Source organism: Sphingomonas lacusdianchii (genome assembly GCF_022664395.1).
Lineage (GTDB): Bacteria > Pseudomonadota > Alphaproteobacteria > Sphingomonadales > Sphingomonadaceae > Sphingomonas > Sphingomonas lacusdianchii.
The window spans coordinates 1-3,159 of the sequence record NZ_JAKRET010000052.1; the positions used below are offsets into that span (position 1 = coordinate 1).

The 3,159-nt window shown below is 54.0% G+C and carries 2 rRNA genes; both read right to left on the reverse strand.

The annotated features are described in order from the left end of the window. Nucleotides 1-28: 28 nt before the first annotated feature. Nucleotides 29-143: ribosomal RNA gene (gene rrf / locus MF607_RS22245) — 5S ribosomal RNA — on the reverse strand. A 102-nt stretch (nt 144-245) separates the two neighbouring features. Next, nucleotides 246-3,032: ribosomal RNA gene (locus MF607_RS22250) — 23S ribosomal RNA — on the reverse strand. Nucleotides 3,033-3,159 lie beyond the last annotated feature (127 nt).

Genomic DNA, 3,159 nt, shown 5'->3' on the forward strand with positions numbered 1-3,159 from the left:
TTGTGAATGGTTATGCACCGGCTTCAATGCCTGGCGACGACCTACTCTTCCATCGCTTGAGCGATAGTACCATTGGCGCGGTTTGGTTTCACGGCCGAGTTCGGGATGGGATCGGGTGGTTCACAAACGCTATAGCCACCAGGCAATGAAGGCGGTGCATATTGTTTTTCAAATCGATGGGTTTCAAGGCTGTGTGTTTCAACCACGTAGGTCAGCCAGTGCTGACGTTGGGGGTGTGAACTCTCTTAGCGCGAATAGGACAATTAGTATCGGTTAGCTTCACGCATTACTGCGCTTCCACATCCGATCTATCGAGGTCGTGGTCTCCGACCGTCCTAAGAAATCTTATCTTGAGGGAGGCTTCCCGCTTAGATGCTTTCAGCGGTTATCCCGTCCATGCATAGCTACCCTGCTGCGCCGTTGGCACGACGACAGGTACACCAGAGGCATGTTCACCCCGGTCCTCTCGTACTAGGGGCAACTCCTCTCAAATTTCGACGCCCACGGCAGATAGGGACCAAACTGTCTCGCGACGTTCTGAACCCAGCTCACGTACCACTTTAATTGGCGAACAGCCAAACCCTTGGGACCTGCTCCAGCCCCAGGATGTGATGAGCCGACATCGAGGTGCCAAACAACCCCGTCGATATGAGCTCTTGGGGGTTATCAGCCTGTTATCCCCGGCGTACCTTTTATCCGTTGAGCGATGGCCCTTCCACGAGGGACCACCGGATCACTATGACCGACTTTCGTCTCTGCTCGACTTGTCAGTCTCGCAGTCAGGCTGGCTTATGCCATTGCACTCTAACAGACGGTTTCCAACCGTCCTGAGCCAACCTTCGCGCGCCTCCGTTACTCTTTAGGAGGCGACCGCCCCAGTCAAACTACCCGCCACAGAGGGTCCCTCGCCCAGTTTCATGGGCGCAGGTTAGACATCAGAAAACAACAGGGTGGTATTTCACCTATGGCTCCACGTCAGCTGGCGCCGACGCTTCAAAGCCTCCCACCTATGCTACACAGTTCTTTCCTAATGCCACTCTGAAGCTGCAGTAAAGGTGCACGGGGTCTTTCCGTCTAACCGCGGGTACTCCGCATCTTCACGGAGAATTCAATTTCGCTGAGCATGTCCTGGAGACAGTGGGGAAGTCGTTACGCCATTCGTGCAGGTCGGAACTTACCCGACAAGGAATTTCGCTACCTTAGGACCGTTATAGTTACGGCCGCCGTTTACCTGGGCTTCATTTCAGAGCTTGCACCCCTCCACTTAACCTTCAGGCACCGGGCAGGCGTCAGGCCCTATACGTCGTCTTGAAGCCGACTTAGCAGAGCCCTGTGTTTTTGCTAAACAGTCGCTACCCCCTGGCCTGTGCCCCCGGCAAGAGCTTGCGCTTATGCCGGGCCTCCTTCTTCCGAAGGTACGGAGGCAATTTGCCGAGTTCCTTCAGGACACTTCTCTCAAGCGCCTTGGTATACTCTACCTGACCACCTGTGTCGGTTTCGGGTACGGTCTATACGGTGGGGCTATTTCCCGGGACAGCTTCGAAGCCGGATCAATCCGATAAGATCCGACAACACACGCCATCCGTCACACACCACCAGGCCCACGAATATTAACGTGGTTCCCATCGACTACCCCCTTCGGGCTCGTCTTAGGGGCCGGCTCACCCTGCGCGGATTAGCCTTGCGCAGGAACCCTTGGTCTTTCGGCGAGAGGGCATCTCACCCTCTTTATCGCTACTCATGTCTGCATTCGCACTTCCGATACCTCCACGGTCCATTACCAGACCGCTTCACAGGCGTACGGAACGCTCCGCTACCGCGTGTACAAAGTACACACCCTAAGCTTCGGTGCGTGTCTTGAGCCCCGTTACATCTTCGCCGCAGGAACCCTTGTTTAGACCAGTGAGCTGTTACGCTTTCTTTAAAGGATGGCTGCTTCTAAGCCAACCTCCTGGTTGTTTTGGGATTCCCACATGCTTTCCCACTTAGACACGACTTGGGGACCTTAGCTGTAGGTCAGGGCTGTTTCCCTTTTGACGACGGACCTTAGCACCCGCCGTCTGTCTCCCGGATATCACTCTTATGTATTCGGAGTTTGGTTAGTATTGGTAGATCTCGCGACCCCCGCAACCATCCAGTGCTCTACCCCATAAGGTGTCCATCCGAGGCACTACCTCAATAGTTTTCGCGGAGAACCAGCTATTTCCCGGCTTGATTGGCCTTTCACCCCTAAACACAACTCATCCGGTAACTTTTCAACGTTAATCGGTTCGGACCTCCAGTGGGTGTTACCCCACCTTCATCCTGGTCATGCCTAGATCGCCGGGTTTCGGGTCTAATCCATCAAACTATGTCGCCCTATTCAGACTCGCTTTCGCTGCGCCTACACCTAACGGCTTAAGCTTGCTTGATAGATTAAGTCACAGACCCATTATGCAAGAGGTACGCTGTCACCCCATAAAAGGGCTCCAACTGCTTGTAGGCAATCCGTTTCAGGTACTGTTTCACTCCCCTCATCGGGGTGCTTTTCACCTTTCCCTCACGGTACTAGTTCGCTATCGGTCATGTACGAGTATTTAGGCTTGGAGGGTGGTCCCCCCATGTTCAGACAGAATTACACGTGTTCCGCCCTACTCGAGTCCTCTTGCATCACTTTCGCATACGGGGCTGTCACCCGCTATGGCCGTCCTTTCCAGAACGTTCTGCTAGTTGAACAAGAGGCACTGGCCTGGTCCGCGTTCGCTCGCCACTACTAACGGAATCTCGGTTGATGTCTTTTCCTCCGGGTACTGAGATGTTTCAGTTCGCCGGGTTCGCTTCTCGAAACCTATGTATTCAGTTAAGAGATACCTTGTCCCATTAACCCTGACCGTCGTTACCAACACTCAGGATTAATCGGATAGGTGGGTTTCCCCATTCGGAAATCGTCGGGTCAAAGGTTGCTCACACCTCACCGACGCTTATCGCAGCGTGCCACGTCCTTCATCGCCTGTACATGCCAAGGCATCCACGAATTGCCCTTACCTCACGCTTGAGAGTCCACACCACCAACGACAACACTGGATCGTCACCCGCAGGCAACGACACGAAACTCGGCAGAGCAGTGTATCGCGGTTTGTATCGGTGTGGTTGAAATCGCTCAGCCTTGATGTGATGAAC